Below are 16,679 nucleotides of genomic sequence, written 5' to 3' on the forward strand. Positions count from 1 at the left end.
CGCATGACCCCTGTAGGAGCTGCCGCAGGCTGCGATCTTGTGATTGTAGGTTTTCAAGATCAAAAGATCGCAGCCTGCGGCAGCTCCTACAAAGAATCCAACAATCCACAGAGGTTGAATCATGGCGGTTAACAACGAGCGTGCAGGCAGTACACCGTTGATCGAAAGACGTTCGATCGACTACATCCCGGAAGCGGAAAGACACGGTCGTCTGTTCAGCCAGTTCACCCTGTGGATGGGCGCCAATCTGCAGATCACCGCAATCGTGACCGGGGCCTTGGCCGTGGTGCTCGGGGGCGATGTGTTCTGGTCGTTGATCGGTCTGTTGATCGGCCAATTGCTCGGCGGCGGGGTGATGGCGCTGCATGCCGCGCAAGGGCCGAAGCTGGGCCTGCCACAGATGATTTCCAGTCGCGTGCAATTCGGCGTCTACGGCGCGGCCATTCCGATCGTGCTGGTGTGCCTGATGTACCTCGGCTTCACCGCCACCGGTACGGTGCTGTCCGGGCAGGCGCTGGGTCAGTTGTTCAATGTCAGCGACAGTGTCGGCATCCTGATTTTCGCCAGTGTCATCGTGCTGGTCACAGTGCTGGGTTATCGGGTGATCCACTGGATCGGCCGCGTCGCCAGCATCATCGGCGTGTTCGCTTTTGTGTTCCTGTTCTGGCGCCTGATGAGCCAGACCGACGTCGGCGCACTCATGCAAATCCGTCACTTCAGCTGGAGCAGTTTTCTCCTGGCCGTGTCGTTGGCGGCTTCATGGCAAATCGCTTTCGGCCCGTATGTCGCCGACTATTCCCGTTACCTGCCGAGCAACACCTCGGCGGTAAAGACTTTCTTCGCCGCCGGTGCCGGTTCAGTGATCGGCGCGCAAGTGGCAATGATCCTCGGCGTGTTTGCCGCCGCTTCCGCCAACGGTCAATTCGCCGGGCATGAAGTCGCTTACATCGTCGGGCTGGGCGGCACCGGTGCCACCGCCGCGCTGCTGTACTTCAGCATCGCGTTCGGAAAAGTCACCATCTCGACGCTGAACTCCTACGGCAGCTTCATGTGCATCGCCACCATCATCAGCGGCTTTCGCGGCCATTTGCAGGTCTCGCGTCTGCAGCGCCTGGTGTTCGTACTGTTCATCGTCGGCGCCGCGACGCTGATCGCGCTGCTCGGACAGCACTCATTCCTCGGGGCGTTCAAGTCTTTCATCCTGTTTTTGCTCGCCTTCTTCACCCCGTGGAGCGCGATCAATCTGGTCGACTACTACTGCATCACCCGCGAGCGCTATGACGTGCCAGCACTGGCCGATCCGAACGGTCGCTATGGTCGCTGGAACCTGCTCGGCATCAGCGTCTATGTGTTCGGTGTGTTGGTGCAGCTGCCGTTCATCTCGACCAAGTTCTATACCGGCCCGCTGGTGGCGGCCCTCGGTGATGTGGATATTTCGTGGATCATCGGCCTGGTGCTGCCGGCCGCCGTCTACTTCGTCTGCGCAAAAAAATGGCACAGCGCAGTGCCCGATCGCCTGATTCTGCCGGCCGAGCAGAACAGCGTCGTACAAGCAAAAACGAGCGGGGCCGGTCGCGCTGCGGCGCAGGCCTGATCTGGACGAGGACAAGGCTGGATGCCTGTTGAACTGCCGTAAGCCCATTCATGATTAGGAGCGTCACGACAATGAAATCGAACAAGACCCTGCTGACCACATTGCTGTCCATGGGCCTGTTGGCCAGTGCTGGTGCGACGCAAGCCGCCGGCTGGTGCGAATCGGGCAAACCGGTGAAGTTCGCCGGCCTGAACTGGGAAAGCGGCATGCTCCTGACCGACATGCTGCAAGTGGTGCTGGAGAAAGGTTACGGCTGCAAGACCGACAGCCTGCCGGGCAATTCCATCACCATGGAAAACGCCCTGAGCAGCAACGATATTCAAGTGTTCGCCGAAGAGTGGGTCGGCCGCAGCGAGGTCTGGAACAAGGCCGAGAAGGCCGGCAAAGTCGTCGGCGTCGGCGCACCGGTGGTGGGCGCTGTCGAAGGCTGGTACGTGCCGCGTTACGTGATCGAAGGCGACGCCAAGCGCAAGCTCGAGGCGAAAGCCCCGGACCTGAAAAACATCGCTGACCTGGGCAAATACGCTGCCGTTTTCAAGGACGCCGAAGAGCCGTCCAAGGGCCGCTTCTACAACTGTCCGGCCGGCTGGACCTGCGAACTCGACAACAGCGAAATGCTCAAGAGCTACGGCCTCGAAAACAGCTACACCAACTTCCGCCCGGGCACAGGTCCTGCGCTGGATGCAGCGGTGCTGTCGAGCTACAAGCGTGGCGAGCCGATCCTCTTCTACTACTGGTCGCCGACGCCGCTGATGGGGCAGATCGATGCGGTCAGACTTGAAGACAAGGCGCAGGGCAACAAGAGCATCAGCATCAAGGTCGGCCTGTCGAAAACTTTCCACGACGAAGCTCCGGAGCTAGTCGCCGTGCTGGAAAAGGTTAACCTGCCGATCGACCTGCTGAATCAGAACCTCGGGCGCATGGCCAAGGAGCGTATCGAGTCGGCAAAACTGGCGAAAATCTTTCTCAAGGAACATCCTGAAGTCTGGCACGCATGGGTGAGCGACGACGCTGCCAAGAAAATCGACGCGGCCTTGTAGGTCAGGTCTCCCCGGCTGCCAGCCACGGCAGCCGGGCGCTTGATCGCAACCCCTTGATTGAGAGTCCCTTATGTTTCCCGAAAGCTTTACCTTTTCCATCGCCGACTGGGTCAACGGTTGGGTCGATTCGCTGGTGACCAATTATGGCGACGTGTTCCGGCATATCTCCGACACCCTGCTGTGGGCCATCGTCAGCCTTGAAGGCTTGCTGCGTGCGGCGCCGTGGTGGCTGATGCTGGCGATCGTCGGTGTCATCGCCTGGCACGCCACGCGCAAAGTGGTGACCACGGCAATCATCGTCGGCTTGCTGTTTCTGGTGGGCGCGGTCGGCCTCTGGGACAAACTCATGCAGACCCTGGCGCTGATGATGGTCGCGACGATCATTTCGGTGCTGATCGGCATTCCGCTGGGGATCCTTTCGGCGCGCAGCAATCGTCTGCGTTCGGTGCTGATGCCGCTGCTCGACATCATGCAGACCATGCCGAGTTTCGTGTACCTGATCCCGGTGCTCATGCTCTTCGGTCTGGGCAAAGTCCCGGCGATTTTCGCCACGGTGATCTACGCCGCACCGCCGCTGATTCGCCTGACCGACCTCGGCATTCGTCAGGTCGACGGCGAGGTGATGGAAGCGATCAACGCCTTCGGCGCCAACCGCTGGCAGCAACTGTTCGGCGTGCAACTGCCGCTGGCCCTGCCGAGCATCATGGCCGGGATCAACCAGACAACGATGATGGCGCTGTCGATGGTGGTCATCGCCTCGATGATCGGTGCACGTGGTCTGGGTGAGGATGTGCTGGTGGGCATTCAGACCCTCAACGTCGGTCGCGGCCTCGAGGCCGGTCTGGCGATCGTGATTCTCGCGGTGGTCATCGACCGCATCACTCAAGCGTATGGTCGGCCACGGCACGAGGTGAACAAATGAGCGACGCAACCGTGAGCAAGATCGAAGTGCGCAACGTCTTCAAGATTTTCGGCAGTCGCGCCAAGGATGCTTTGGCCATGGTCGGTCAGGGCAAAAGCAAGGATCAGGTGCTGAGCGAAACCGGTTGCGTGGTCGGCGTGAATGACTTGTCGCTGAGCATCGGCACCGGCGAAATCTTTGTGATCATGGGCCTGTCCGGCTCGGGCAAATCCACCCTGGTGCGCCACTTCAATCGCCTGATCGATCCCACCAGCGGGGCGATTCTGGTTGATGGCGAGGACATCCTGCAGTACGACATGGATGCCCTGCGCGAATTTCGCCGGCACAAGATCAGCATGGTGTTCCAGAGCTTCGGCCTGCTGCCGCACAAAACCGTGCTCGATAACGTCGCCTATGGCTTGAAGGTGCGTGGCGAGAGCAAGCAGATGTGCGCTGAACGCGCGCTGCACTGGATCAACACCGTGGGCCTGAAGGGCTACGAAAACAAATACCCGCACCAGCTCTCCGGCGGGATGCGTCAGCGCGTCGGCCTGGCCCGAGCGTTGGCGGCGGACACCGACATCATTTTGATGGACGAGGCGTTCAGTGCGCTGGATCCGCTGATCCGCGCCGAGATGCAGGACCAGTTGCTGGAGCTGCAAAAGACCTTGCACAAAACCATCGTATTCATCACCCACGACCTCGACGAAGCCGTGCGCATCGGCAATCGCATTGCGATTCTCAAGGATGGCCGGTTGATCCAGGTCGGCACGCCGCGCGAGATCCTGCATTCGCCGGCGGATGAATATGTTCACCGGTTCGTGCAGCGGCGGGCGGCGGTGGTTTGATCTGAATAATGCAGTGCACTGACTGGCCCCATCGCTGGCAAGCCAGCTCCCACAGGGGTTGTGTGAACAATGAGGGCTGGCAGGCCCAGTTCCTACAGAGATTGTGTGAACAATGAGGGCTGGCAGGCCCAGTTCCTCCAGAGATTGTGTGAACAATGAGGGCTGGCAGGCCCAGTTCCTCCAAAGATTGTGTGAACAATGAGGGCTGGCAGGCCCAGTTCCTACAGAGGTTGTGTAAACAATGAGGGCTGGCAGGCCCAGCTCCCACAGGGGTTGTGTGAACAATGAGGGCTGGCAGGCCCAGCTCCCACAGGGGTTGTGTGAACAATGAGGGCTGGCAGGCCCAGTTCCTACAGAGATTGTGTGAACACTGGAGATCCTGTGGGAGCTGGCTTGCCAGCGATAGGGCCGGTGAAGCTGCATCAATTTTACGGTTGAGGTTTTAGATGTCCCAGGCTGAAAAAATCGTTATCACCGGTGATCATCTGCGCTGGCAGGACGTGGTCGCCGTGGCTCGCCATGGCGCGCCGCTGGAGCTGTCCAGCGACACTTGGGCGCGCATTGACAACGCTCAGGCGATCGTCCAGCGCATCGTCGCCAGCGGCGAACGCGCCTATGGCGTCAACACCGGCCTGGGCGGTCTGTCCAACGTCTCGCTGCAAGACGAACAGCTCAGCCAGCTCTCGCGCAACACCTTGCTCAGCCATGCCTGCGGCGTCGGTCCGGTCCTCGCTGACGAACAGACCCGCGCCATCATCTGCGCCGCCATCCACAACTTCAGTCACGGCAGATCCGGTATTCATCGCGGCGTTGTCGAAGCGCTGCTGGCGCTGCTCAATCGCGGCATTACCCCGCAGGTGCCATCGCAAGGTTCGGTGGGTTATCTGACGCACATGGCGCACATCGGCATTACGTTGCTCGGCGTCGGTAATGTCAGCTATCGCGGGCAGATCATGTCGGCGCAACAGGCGTTGGCCGAAGAAGGTTTGCAACCGGTGCAGCTCGGCGCGAAGGATGGCTTGTGCCTGGTCAACGGCACGCCGTGCATGACCGGCCTCAGCTGCCTGGCGATTGCCGATGCCACGCGTCTTCTTCAATGGGCCGATGTCATCGGCGCAATGAGTTTTGAAGCCCAGCGCGGCCAGATCGATGCGTTCGACGCCGAGATCATCTCGCTCAAGCCGCATCCGGGCATGCAGCAGGTCGGCGCCAATCTGCGCGCATTACTTGATGGCAGCGAAGTGATTGCGTCGAGCAAAGGCATTCGCACCCAGGACGCGCTGAGCATCCGTTCGATTCCTCAGGTGCACGGCGCTGCGCGCGATCAACTCGAGCATGCGATCAGACAGGTCGAAGCCGAACTCAATGGCTGCACCGACAACCCGTTGCTGCTCGGTACACCGGACAATTTCCGGGTGATGTCGCAGGCCAATCCGCACGGCCAGTCAGTGGCGATGGCGGCGGATCTGCTGGCGATTGCCATGGCTGAAATCGGCTCGATTGCCGAGCGCCGTCTCGATCGCCTGGTCAACCCGCACGTCAGCGGACTACCGGCGTTTCTGGTGGCCAATCCGGGAGTCAACTCGGGGATGATGATCGTGCAATACGTCGCCGCCTCGCTCTGTGCGGAGAATCGTCAACTGGCGCAACCGGCGGTGCTCGACAACTACATCACCTCGGGCCTGCAGGAAGATCACCTGAGCATGGGCACCAACGCCGCGCTGAAGCTGCACCGCGCGCTGGAAAACTGCACGCAGATCCTCGCCATCGAGTACTTGCTGGCGGCGCAGGCGTTCGAATTTCTCAAGGAACAGCGCTTCGGCGCCGGCACTGACGCCGCTTGGCGCCTGCTGCGCGAAACGGTGCCGGCCTACGATCAGGATCGCTGGCTGGCGCCGGACATCGCCGCCGCCGCGAGCGTGCTGAAAAACCCGAACGTGCAGCACAGCGTTCTAGCCAATTTGCACTGAATAACTACCCTGCCAGCGTGCCAAGGCGCGAATCGTCCAAAAGGCGAGAAGCGACGGATAACGGAATGCTCCGGAGCGACTGGTAACCAATAACAATGTCCCACAAGGAGCATTTTGATGACTGCGCTGAACCTGATTCCCGGCCAATTGAGCCTGGCCCAACTGCGTGACGTCTATCTGAACCCGGTGCAACTGAGCCTCGACAGCAGCGCTTCGGCGCAGATCGAAGCCAGTGTTGCCTGTGTCGAGCAGATCCTCGCCGAGAACCGTACCGCCTACGGCATCAATACCGGGTTTGGCCTGCTGGCCTCGACGCGCATTGCCAGCGAAGATTTGGAAAATCTCCAGCGTTCGCTGGTGCTGTCCCACGCCGCCGGGGTTGGCCAGCCGATCAGCGATGAACTCGTGCGGCTGATCATAGTGCTCAAGGTCAACAGCCTCAGCCGGGGTTTTTCCGGGATTCGTCGGCAAGTGATCGATGCACTGATTGCGTTGATCAACGCCGAGGTCTATCCGCACATTCCGCTGAAAGGTTCGGTTGGTGCCTCGGGCGATCTGGCGCCGCTGGCGCACATGTCGCTGGTGCTGCTGGGCGAGGGCAGGGCGCGTTACAAAGGTGAGTGGCTGGAAGCCACTGAAGCGCTGAAAGTCGCCGGCCTGACGCCGCTGACATTGGCGGCGAAAGAAGGTCTGGCATTGCTTAACGGTACTCAGGTGTCCACGGCGTTTGCGTTGCGCGGTCTGTTCGAAGGCGAGGATCTGTTTGCCGGTGCGCTGGCGCTCGGCAGCCTCACCGTTGAAGCGGTGCTGGGTTCGCGCTCACCGTTCGATGCGCGGATTCACGCGGCCCGTGGCCAGAAAGGCCAGATTGACGCCGCCGCGGCTTATCGTGATCTGCTCGGTGAGCGCAGCGAAGTGTCGGCGTCGCACCAGAATTGCGACAAGGTTCAGGATCCGTATTCGTTGCGCTGCCAGCCGCAAGTCATGGGTGCCTGTCTGACCCAGTTCCGTCAGGCCGCGGAAGTGCTGGCGGTTGAAGCCAACGCCGTTTCCGACAACCCGTTGGTGTTTGCCGCTGAAGGCGACGTGATTTCCGGCGGTAACTTCCACGCCGAACCGGTGGCCATGGCCGCTGACAACATGGCCTTGGCCATCGCCGAAATCGGCTCGCTGAGCGAGCGGCGGATCTCGCTGATGATGGACAAGCACATGTCGCAGCTGCCGCCATTTCTGGTGGCCAATGGCGGGGTGAACTCCGGTTTCATGATCGCCCAAGTCACCGCAGCGGCGCTGGCCAGCGAGAACAAGGCGCTGGCGCATCCGCACTCGGTGGACAGCCTGCCGACTTCAGCCAACCAGGAAGACCACGTTTCGATGGCGCCGGCAGCGGGCAAACGCCTGTGGGAAATGGCCGAGAACACTCGCGGGATTCTCGCGGTGGAATGGCTGGCGGCCGCGCAGGGGCTGGATCTGCGCAACGGCCTGAAGACCTCGCCGAAACTGGAACAGGCTCGGGCGATCTTGCGCAAGGAAGTGCCGTTTTACGAGAAGGACCGCTTTTTTGCCCCGGACATCAATGCGGCGACTGAATTGCTGGCGTCGCGGTGCTTGACCGAGCTTGTTGCTGGGCAGTTGTTGCCTAGTTTGTAAGCGCTTTACGGGGAGATTTGTATTGTTAGTGAAATCGATCCCCTCACCCCAGCCCTCTCCCCCAAGGGGAGAGGGGGAAGGGAGCCGATCTTCATTGTTTTCGCAACGTGAGTTCGGCTGAGAAATTTCAGGTCGATGTAGCTCGACAGAACAACCCGGTCAGTCCCCTCTCCCTCCGGGAGAGGGCTAGGGTGAGGGGCTTTGCAGGCTACCCACCACATCTACCCAAACGGAGGCCAACAGTGAAAACCCTCTGGCAACACTGCCACGTCGCAACCATGGCCCAAGGCGCCTATTCGATCATCGAGGATGCCGCGATCGTGACGGCCGGTGCGCTCATCGAGTGGATCGGACCGCGCAATCAATTGCCGTCCGGCGAATACCCGGCGGTCAATGACCTGCAAGGCGCGTGGGTCACCCCCGGCCTGATCGACTGCCACACTCACACGGTATTCGGCGGCAATCGCAGCGGCGAATTCGAGAAACGACTGCAAGGCGTCAGTTACGCCGAGATCGCCGCGCAGGGCGGCGGCATCGCCAGCACCGTGCGCGCCACCCGCGAAGCCACTGAAGACGAGCTGTTCGCCAGCGCCGCCAAACGCCTGAAAAGCCTGATGCGCGACGGCGTGACCACGGTGGAAATGAAATCCGGCTACGGCCTCGATCTGCTCAACGAGCGGAAGATTTTGCGCGTTATTCGCCGCCTCGCCGACGAATTGCCGATCAGCGTGCGCAGCACCTGTCTGGCCGCACACGCATTGCCGCCGGAGTACAAGGATCGCGCCGACGAATACATTGATCTTGTCTGCGAGCAGATACTCCCGGCACTCGCCGCCGAAGGGCTGGTCGATGCCGTCGATGCGTTCTGCGAATACCTGGCGTTCTCGCCGGAGCAGGTCGAGCGGGTGTTCGTCGCCGCGCAACAACTGGGTCTGCCGGTAAAGCTGCACGCCGAGCAATTGTCGTCGCTGCACGGCTCCAGCCTCGCGGCACGCTATAAAGCCTTGTCCGCCGATCACCTGGAGTTCATGGACGAGGCCGATGCCATCGCCATGGCCGCCGCCGATACCGTCGCGGTTTTGCTGCCGGGGGCGTTCTACTTCCTGCGCGAAACCCAGCTGCCGCCGATGGACGCTCTGCGCAAGCACAAGGTGAAAATCGCTATCGCCAGCGACCTCAACCCCGGCACCTCGCCGGCGCTGTCGCTGCGCCTGATGCTGAACATGGCCTGCACGTGTTTCCGAATGACTCCCGAAGAAGCGCTCGCTGGCGCGACGATCCATGCCGCGCAAGCGCTGGGGATGGCCGATACCCACGGTTCGCTGGAAGTTGGCAAGGTTGCCGATTTCGTCGCCTGGGACATCGAGCGTCCGGCGGATCTGGCCTATTGGCTGGGCGGTGATCTGGACAAGCGCATCGTGCGCCACGGCGTCGAATTACATTGGTAGGAGAGCGGTTGTGGAAGAGGTTCTGAAGTTCAAACAAGGCCGCGTGCCGCTGCTGATCAGCATGCCCCACGCGGGTTTGCGTCTGACGCCGGCAGTCGAGGCTGGGCTGATCCCCGCCGCGAAAAGCCTGCCTGACACTGACTGGCATATCCCGCAGCTGTATGACTTTGCCCAGGAATTGGGCGCCAGTACCCTGGCTGCCGAGTATTCGCGTTTCGTCATCGACCTCAACCGGCCGTCCGACGACAAACCGTTGTATGCCGGAGCGACCACCGGGTTGTACCCGGCGACGCTATTCGATGGCATTCCGTTGTTTCAGGAAGGGCTGGAGCCGTCGCGCGAAGAGCGCGCAAGTTATCTGCAGCAGATCTGGACGCCGTATCACCGCACGCTTGCTGAAGAGCTGGCGCGGCTAAAAGCCGAGTTTGGCTATGCGCTGCTGTTCGATGCGCACTCGATCCGCTCGATCATCCCGCACTTGTTCGACGGCAAATTGCCGGACTTCAACCTTGGCACATTCAACGGCGCCAGTTGTGATCCGCTGCTGGCCAGTCAACTTGAGGCGATCTGCGCGCGTCATGCTCAGTTCAGCCATGTGCTGAACGGTCGCTTCAAGGGCGGGCACATCACCCGGCAATACGGCAACCCGGCAGAAAACATCCACGCCGTGCAGCTGGAACTGTGCCAGTCCACCTACATGGAAGAGTTCGAGCCGTTCCGCTACCGCGCCGATCTGGCCGAACCCACGCAAGTGGTGCTCAAAGAATTGCTGCAAGGCTATCTGGCTTGGGGCGAAAAACACTACAGCAAATAATCACGCACTCCCCTGTGGGAGCGAGCCTGCTCGCGAAGGCGTCTGTTCAGCCGACAACCAGGCCGAATGACACACCGCGTTCGCGAGCAGGCTCGCTCCCACAAGGTTTCGTATGCAGCAGAAAAACGGTGACAGCGGACAGGCATGCTCATTGACGCAAATCGGGTTTATGATGCCCAACGGCAGAATAATACGAGTCCCCCCAGGGATGACCTCGACCCCTTACGGAGCGCGCAATGCAGACTTTGTTTCCGCAGATCAAACCTCACGCCCGGCACGATCTGGCTGTCGATGACACCCATACGCTGTACGTTGATGAAAGCGGCTCGCCGGAAGGTTTGCCGGTGGTGTTCATCCACGGTGGCCCCGGCGCCGGTTGTGACGCGCAGAGCCGGCGTTATTTCGATCCCAATCTGTATCGCATTGTCACCTTCGACCAGCGCGGCTGCGGACGCTCCACGCCGCACGCCAGTCTGGAAAACAACACCACCTGGGATCTGGTCGAAGACCTCGAGCGCATCCGCAAACACCTCGGCATTGAAAAATGGGTGCTGTTCGGCGGCTCGTGGGGCTCGACGCTGGCGCTGGCCTACGCACAAACCCACCCGGAGCGTGTGCACGGTCTGATCCTGCGCGGCATCTTTCTCTGCCGTCCGCAGGAAATCGAATGGTTCTACCAGGCCGGCGCCAGCCGCCTGTTCCCCGACTACTGGCAAGACTACATCGCGCCGATTCCGCTGGACGAGCGCGATGACCTGCTCAGCGCCTTTCACAAGCGCCTGATCGGCAATGATCAGATCGCCCAGATGCACGCGGCCAAAGCCTGGTCGACCTGGGAAGGGCGCACCGCCACGCTGCGGCCTAACCCGCTGGTGGTCGATCGTTTCTCCGAGCCGCAACGCGCGCTGTCGATTGCGCGGATCGAATGCCACTACTTCACCAACAACGCCTTCCTTGAGCCGAACCAGTTGATCCGCGACATGGGCAAGATCGCTCATCTGCCCGGCGTGATCATTCATGGTCGCTACGATGTGATTTGCCCGCTCGACAATGCCTGGGAGTTGCACCAGGCCTGGCCGAACAGCGAACTGCAGGTGATCCGCGACGCCGGTCACGCCGCTTCCGAGCCGGGCATCACCGATGCACTGGTGCGCGCGGCCAGTAAAATGGCCCAGCGTTTGCTCGACTTGCCCCTCGAAGAAGCATGAAAGCGCTTTTACAGCGGGTACGCGGTGCGCGGGTTGAAGTCGCGGGCGAGGTGGTTGGCGCGGTCGATCAGGGTTTGCTCGTGCTGGTCGCGGTCGAACCTGACGACACGCGTATCAGCGCCGACAAACTTCTGCATAAGCTGCTTAACTATCGTGTATTCAGCGATGCGGAGGGCAAGATGAATTTGTCCCTGGCGGATGTCGGCGGTGGGTTGCTGCTGGTCTCTCAGTTCACCTTGGCAGCCGACACCAAAAGCGGGTTGCGACCGAGCTTTTCCACGGCCGCGCCCCCAGCCTTGGGCGAGGAATTGTTCGACTATTTATTGAACAGCGCGAAACAGGTGCATGGCACTGTGGCATCAGGTAGATTCGGCGCCGATATGCAGGTGCACTTGGTCAATGATGGCCCTGTTACCTTTTTGTTACAGACCTGAAAGCGCTTGAAACAGGTTTTTCAGAAAATTCGGCTGTTTTAAGGTGTTTACGCGATAAATACTTTGTTACCCCTGATGCGTTGTCATGCGGGCTACTAGATAATCGCGCGCACTGGGATCAGCGTTCGCTGGTCCATTTTTCACTTAGGTAGAGACTTGTCTGGATCCGATTGGGGAATCATTTTGCCCCGGCGGAGTCGGAACAATGCTCGCCAACTTGGCAAGGGTGCGCTGGAAGGTCGGCTTTTTACCGCCGAAAACCCTACAGGCACTTCATCTGGCCGTTGGTTTATTGATCTGTTTTCGGCGAGGGTTGCTCGTGATTGTTAGTCCCTGTAATGCAGCAAAAATGTCTGCCAAACGCGTGCGAAGTGCTCTGGTAGCGGGTTCGGCGCTCCTGTGCCTGCTCAGCGCCGGTCAGCTTTGGGCGTTCAATCTTGACGATGTGTCGGCCAAGGCTAAAGAGCTGGCCGGGCAGAAGTTCGAAGCCCCGCGCAGCAACCTGCCGAACGAATTCCGCGACATGAAATTCGCGGACTATCAGAAAATCCGCTTCCTCACCGAAAAGGCTGAGTGGGCTGATCAGAAAACGCCGTTCAAGCTCTCGTTCTACCACCAGGGTATGCACTTCGATACACCGGTGAAAATCAACGAAATCACCGCGAACACCGTCTCGGAAATCAAATACGATCCGACGCGTTTCGATTTCGGCGATTTGAAATTCGATCCAAAAGCCACTGAACAACTGGGCTACGCCGGTTTCCGTGTGCTGTATCCGATCAACAAGGCCGACAAGCAAGACGAAATCATGACCATGCTCGGCGCGAGTTACTTCCGCGTTGTTGGCAAGGGCCACACCTATGGCCTGTCGGCTCGTGGTCTGGCGATCGATACCGCGCTGCCGTCGGGTGAAGAATTCCCGCGTTTCCGCGAGTTCTGGATCCAGCAGCCAAAGCCGGGCGACAAGCACCTGGTGATCTTCGCCCTGCTCGATTCGCCGCGCGCCACTGGTGCTTACCGGCTGATCCTGCGTCCGGGCAGCGACACCATTGTCGACGTCAAGGCGCAGATGTTCCTGCGTGACAAGGTCGGCAAACTGGGCATCGCGCCGCTGACCAGCATGTTCCTGTTCGGCGCCAACCAGCCGTCGAAAGTCCTCAACTATCGTCGTGAACTGCACGACTCCAGCGGTCTGTCGATCCATGCCGGCAACGGCGAGTGGATCTGGCGTCCACTGAACAACCCGAAACACCTGGCCGTGAGCAACTTCAGCGTCGAGAACCCGCGCGGTTTCGGTCTGCTGCAGCGTGGCCGCGACTTCAGCCACTACGAAGATCTCGACGACCGCTACGACAAGCGCCCAAGCGCCTGGATCGAGCCGAAGGGCGAGTGGGGCAAGGGCACTGTCGATCTGGTAGAGATTCCGACCGCTGACGAAACCAACGACAACATCGTTGCGTTCTGGAGCCCGGAAAAAATGCCGGAGCCAGGCCAGCCTCTGGACTTCGCCTACCGCATGCACTGGACCATGGACGAAGCGGCGCTGCACGCGCCGGACAGCGCTTGGGTTGCGCAGACGCTGCGCTCCACCGGTGACGTCAAGCAGTCGAACCTGATCCGTCAGCCGGACGGCAGCGTGGCTTATCTGGTCGACTTCGAAGGCCCTTCGCTGGCCGCTCTGGCGCCCGATGCCGATGTGCGCAGTCAAGTCAGCGTTGGCGACAACGCCGAACTGGTCGAGAACAGCGTGCGCTACAACCCGGAAACCAAGGGCTGGCGTTTGACCCTGCGGATGAAGATCAAGGACGCCAGCAAGGCGACCGAAATGCGCGCCGCGCTGGTTCAGCCTGTCGTGACAGCTGATCTGGGCAAATCCGTGCCGGCCTCGAACTCGTCGGTCGCCAAGGCTGACAAGGTTGCCGCCAAGCAGCAGGAAAAAATCGACAAGGAAGCCAAGGCCGCTGAAGCCAAACAGGCCGAAGCCAAGCCTGCGGCCGATGCCAAGGACCAGGCCGACAAAGACGCCAAGCAGCCAGTCGCTGCCGACGCGGCCCCAGCCACACCGGAATCGGCGCCGACTGAAGAAGTCCTGACCGAGACCTGGAGCTATCAGTTGCCTGCCGATGAGTAATTCTCAAGTACAGCCGGAAACTCTGTCCGAGTATCTGGCGCATCTGCCGATGACCGACGAACAGCGCGCGGAGCTCGCGGGCTGCCAGTCGTTCAGCGAGTTGCATGAACGCCTGTCGTCCTCGACATTCGACGCTCCTGCCGAAGCCGCCCAGGCTTCGGTGGGCAAGCGCCTGGTCCTGAGCACTGCCGAACAGCTTGAAGAAGCGGAAATGCTAGTGCTCGACGCCAGCGGCCGCGTCAGCTTGAAGGCCACGCCGCCGATCCGCCGGACCAAAGTTGTGCCGGAGCCATGGCGCACCAATATTCTGGTGCGTGGCTGGCGCCGACTGACCGGCCGGACCAACCCTCCGCAACCGCCGAAGGACGCCAATGTCCTGCCGGCGGCGCGCTGGCGCACCGTCGGTTCGATCCGTCGCTACATTCTGTTGGTGTTGATGCTCGGCCAGACCATCGTTGCTGGCTGGTACATGAAAGGCATCATGCCGTACCAGGGCTGGTCGTTCGTCGATCTGGACGAAGTGCTGCATCAACCGCTGTTGCAGACCGCCACCCAAGTGCTGCCGTATGCGTTGCAAACCAGCATCCTGATTCTGTTCGGGATTCTGTTCTGCTGGGTGTCTGCCGGTTTCTGGACGGCGCTGATGGGCTTCCTCGAGTTGCTCACCGGCCATGACAAATACCGCATCTCCGGCAAAAGCGCCGGCAACGAGCCGATTGCCAAAGACGCGCGTACTGCGTTGGTGATGCCGATCTGCAACGAAGACGTGCCGCGTGTATTCGCTGGTCTGCGTGCGACGTTCGAATCGGTTGCCGCTACCGGTGATCTGGATCGCTTCGACTTCTTCGTCCTCAGCGACAGTAACGACACTGATATCTGCGTCGCCGAGCAACAGGCCTGGCTGGATGTCTGCCGCGAAGCCAAAGGCTTCGGCAAGATCTTCTATCGCCGCCGTCGCCGTCGTGTGAAGCGCAAGAGCGGCAACCTCGACGACTTCTGCCGTCGTTGGGGCGGTGACTACAAGTACATGGTCGTGCTCGACGCTGACTCGGTGATGAGCGGCGAGTGCCTGACCAGTCTGGTGCGCTTGATGGAAGCCACGCCGGACGCCGGGATCATCCAGACCGCGCCGCGTGCGTCGGGCATGGATACCCTGTATGCGCGCATGCAGCAGTTTGCCACCCGCGTGTACGGTCCGCTGTTCACCGCCGGTCTGCACTTCTGGCAGCTGGGTGAATCCCACTATTGGGGTCACAACGCGATCATCCGCATGAAGCCGTTCATCGACCACTGCGCCCTGGCGCCGTTGCCGGGCAAAGGGGCGTTCTCCGGTGCGATTCTGTCTCACGACTTCGTTGAAGCCGCACTGATGCGTCGTGCCGGGTGGGGCGTGTGGATTGCCTATGACTTGCCGGGCAGCTACGAAGAACTGCCACCAAACCTGCTCGATGAACTCAAGCGTGACCGTCGCTGGTGCCACGGCAACCTGATGAACTTCCGTCTGTTCCTCGTCAAGGGCATGCACCCGGTGCACCGTGCGGTGTTCCTGACGGGCGTGATGTCGTACCTGTCGGCGCCGTTGTGGTTCTTCTTCCTGGTGTTGTCGACCGCGCTACTGGCGGTGAATACGCTGATGGAACCGCAGTACTTCCTTGAACCGCGTCAGCTCTATCCGCTATGGCCACAATGGCACCCGGACAAAGCCATCGCGCTGTTCTCGACGACGATCGTGCTGCTGTTCCTGCCGAAGCTGTTGAGCATCATCCTGATCTGGGCCAAAGGCGCGAAAGAGTTCGGCGGCAAGTTCAAGGTGACGCTGTCGATGCTGCTGGAGATGTTGTTCTCCATGCTGCTGGCGCCGGTGCGGATGATCTTCCACACGCGTTTCGTTCTCGCCGCGTTCCTCGGCTGGGCCGCAACCTGGAACTCGCCGCAGCGTGACGACGACTCGACTCCCTGGAGCGAAGCGGTCAAACGCCACGGCCCGCAGACCCTGTTGGGCTTCTGCTGGGCGCTGCTGGTGATCTGGCTGAACCCGAGCTTCCTGTGGTGGCTGGTGCCGATCGTTGGTTCGTTGATGCTGTCGATTCCGGTGTCGGTGATATCCAGCCGTGTTGGCCTGGGCCTGAAGTCCCGTGACGAGAGCCTGTTTCTCATTCCTGAGGAATACAATCCGCCACAGGCGCTGTTGGCGACCGATCAGTACACCCACGAAAATCGTTACCACGCCCTCAACGACGGCTTCGTCCGTGCAGTGGTCGATCCGCAGCAGAACGCCTTGGCGTGCTCGCTGGCGACCTCGCGTCACGGCCAGGCCGAGCCGATTGAATGGCTGCGTCAGGAGCGGGTGCGTCACGCGATCAAGGTCGGCCCGGCCGGGCTGAACAACCATGATCGCCTGCAATTGCTCAGCGATCCTGTAGCCCTGTCACGCCTGCATGAGCAGGTGTGGGCCGAAGGTCACGCCGAGTGGCTGGACGCCTGGCGCGCTTCGGTGAAAGCCGATCCGCATGCGCCGCTGCTGCCGTTACAACCGGTGAGTCTGCAGGCTCAGCCGGCCTGATGAAGAAACCCCGCCTGAATTGGCGGGGTTTTTTATGGTCGCTGAAAAACCCCTCACCCCAGCCCTCTCCCGGAGGGA

Annotated in this window: 12 protein-coding genes; all 12 read left to right on the forward strand. The window is 60.8% G+C overall.

The window, feature by feature from the left end; translation table 11 throughout:
- The first annotated feature begins 121 nt into the window (after positions 1-121).
- On the forward strand, positions 122-1,594 hold the full coding sequence (locus tag EL257_RS01700; protein ID WP_126359247.1) for a purine-cytosine permease family protein: 1,473 nt from the start codon (positions 122-124) through the stop codon (positions 1,592-1,594).
- Between the two features lie 71 nt (positions 1,595-1,665).
- Positions 1,666-2,634 (forward strand): ABC transporter substrate-binding protein, encoded by a 969-nt coding sequence (locus EL257_RS01705; protein ID WP_126359249.1) that lies wholly within the window; start codon positions 1,666-1,668, stop codon positions 2,632-2,634.
- Positions 2,635-2,704: 70 nt separating this feature from the next.
- Positions 2,705-3,556, forward strand: coding sequence for an ABC transporter permease (locus EL257_RS01710; protein ID WP_126359252.1), 852 nt, complete (start codon positions 2,705-2,707; stop codon positions 3,554-3,556).
- Entirely contained in the window at positions 3,553-4,383 is an 831-nt protein-coding gene (locus EL257_RS01715) for a quaternary amine ABC transporter ATP-binding protein (RefSeq protein ID WP_126359254.1), read from the forward strand. The genes EL257_RS01710 and EL257_RS01715 overlap by 4 nt, the downstream gene beginning before the upstream one ends.
- A 446-nt stretch (positions 4,384-4,829) precedes the next feature.
- Positions 4,830-6,353, forward strand: coding sequence for a histidine ammonia-lyase (gene hutH / locus EL257_RS01720; RefSeq protein WP_126359256.1), 1,524 nt, complete (start codon positions 4,830-4,832; stop codon positions 6,351-6,353).
- A 117-nt stretch (positions 6,354-6,470) separates the two neighbouring features.
- Entirely contained in the window at positions 6,471-8,003 is a 1,533-nt protein-coding gene (hutH, locus tag EL257_RS01725; RefSeq protein WP_126359258.1) for a histidine ammonia-lyase, read from the forward strand.
- A 242-nt stretch (positions 8,004-8,245) separates the two neighbouring features.
- Positions 8,246-9,451, forward strand: coding sequence for an imidazolonepropionase (gene hutI, locus EL257_RS01730; RefSeq protein ID WP_126359260.1), 1,206 nt, complete (start codon positions 8,246-8,248; stop codon positions 9,449-9,451).
- 10 nt (positions 9,452-9,461) lie between these two features.
- Complete coding sequence (hutG, locus tag EL257_RS01735; protein ID WP_126359263.1) at positions 9,462-10,265, forward strand: N-formylglutamate deformylase; 804 nt, start codon at positions 9,462-9,464, stop codon at positions 10,263-10,265.
- Between the two features lie 236 nt (positions 10,266-10,501).
- Entirely contained in the window at positions 10,502-11,473 is a 972-nt protein-coding gene (gene pip / locus EL257_RS01740; RefSeq protein ID WP_126359265.1) for a prolyl aminopeptidase, read from the forward strand.
- Positions 11,470-11,907: a D-aminoacyl-tRNA deacylase gene (gene dtd, locus EL257_RS01745; protein WP_126359268.1), complete on the forward strand. Its 438-nt coding sequence runs from the start codon at positions 11,470-11,472 to the stop codon at positions 11,905-11,907. Before pip ends, dtd begins: the two co-directional genes overlap by 4 nt.
- A gap of 349 nt (positions 11,908-12,256) precedes the next feature.
- Positions 12,257-14,038, forward strand: a complete 1,782-nt coding sequence (locus EL257_RS01750) for a glucan biosynthesis protein G (RefSeq protein WP_172604440.1) — start codon at positions 12,257-12,259, stop codon at positions 14,036-14,038.
- Positions 14,031-16,601 carry a glucans biosynthesis glucosyltransferase MdoH gene (mdoH, locus tag EL257_RS01755; protein ID WP_126359272.1) on the forward strand — a complete coding sequence of 857 codons (2,571 nt, stop codon included), beginning with the start codon at positions 14,031-14,033 and terminating at the stop codon, positions 16,599-16,601. The genes EL257_RS01750 and mdoH overlap by 8 nt, the downstream gene beginning before the upstream one ends.
- Positions 16,602-16,679 lie beyond the last annotated feature (78 nt).

The organism is Pseudomonas fluorescens, from assembly GCF_900636825.1.
GTDB lineage: Bacteria > Pseudomonadota > Gammaproteobacteria > Pseudomonadales > Pseudomonadaceae > Aquipseudomonas > Aquipseudomonas fluorescens_BG.

Bases quoted from the DNA above. Each gene is read 5' to 3' on its own strand.
- EL257_RS01700 (WP_126359247.1), top strand. From the start codon at position 122: ATGGCGGTTAACAACGAGCGTGCAGGCAGTACACCGTTGATCGAAAGA.
- mdoH (WP_126359272.1), top strand. From the start codon at position 14,031: ATGAGTAATTCTCAAGTACAGCCGGAAACTCTGTCCGAGTATCTGGCG.
- hutH (WP_126359258.1), top strand. From the start codon at position 6,471: ATGACTGCGCTGAACCTGATTCCCGGCCAATTGAGCCTGGCCCAACTG.
- EL257_RS01715 (WP_126359254.1), top strand. From the start codon at position 3,553: ATGAGCGACGCAACCGTGAGCAAGATCGAAGTGCGCAACGTCTTCAAG.
- hutH (WP_126359256.1), top strand. From the start codon at position 4,830: ATGTCCCAGGCTGAAAAAATCGTTATCACCGGTGATCATCTGCGCTGG.
- dtd (WP_126359268.1), top strand. From the start codon at position 11,470: ATGAAAGCGCTTTTACAGCGGGTACGCGGTGCGCGGGTTGAAGTCGCG.
- EL257_RS01710 (WP_126359252.1), top strand. From the start codon at position 2,705: ATGTTTCCCGAAAGCTTTACCTTTTCCATCGCCGACTGGGTCAACGGT.
- EL257_RS01705 (WP_126359249.1), top strand. From the start codon at position 1,666: ATGAAATCGAACAAGACCCTGCTGACCACATTGCTGTCCATGGGCCTG.
- EL257_RS01750 (WP_172604440.1), top strand. From the start codon at position 12,257: ATGTCTGCCAAACGCGTGCGAAGTGCTCTGGTAGCGGGTTCGGCGCTC.
- pip (WP_126359265.1), top strand. From the start codon at position 10,502: ATGCAGACTTTGTTTCCGCAGATCAAACCTCACGCCCGGCACGATCTG.